We start from the raw sequence: 388 nt of genomic DNA, 5'->3' as shown, positions 1-388 counted from the left end.
CGACCGTGTAATGATGTTCCGGCGGTGACCTACTCTCCCACACCCTCCCGGGTGCAGTACCATCGGCGCTGTGGGTCTTAGCTTCCGGGTTCGGAATGGGACCGGGCGTTTCCCCCACGCTATGACCGCCGTAACCCTTGCTCCACACCCGGTGCCTGGTGGCGTGGGTGGGAAATTTGTGGTTACAACATGCTTCCTGCACTTTTGGGGTGCAGTTGTGGTGTTGTTATTTTGTTGTCGGTTCTCAAGCAACGGGTTTGTTGGTTGGGAACCACATAGTGGACGCAAGCAGTCTTGTTTCTTTGTACCCTCTCCTGGTGTGAACGTCTTTTGAATCCGTTCACGAAGAGGGTGTGTGGTGTAAGTTATCGGCCTATTAGTACCGGTC

Annotated in this window: 1 rRNA gene; it reads right to left on the bottom strand. The window is 54.6% G+C overall.

Annotated elements, in window-relative coordinates:
- Positions 1-16: 16 nt before the first annotated feature.
- Positions 17-133, bottom strand: a 5S ribosomal RNA gene (rrf, locus tag AC1DC5_RS19060).
- Positions 134-388 lie beyond the last annotated feature (255 nt).

The sequence above is a fragment of the Arthrobacter sp. 10L424 genome, from assembly GCF_056395325.1.
Note: the sequence above shows the minus strand (reverse complement) of the source record. Positions and strands in the feature narration are given on the sequence as shown.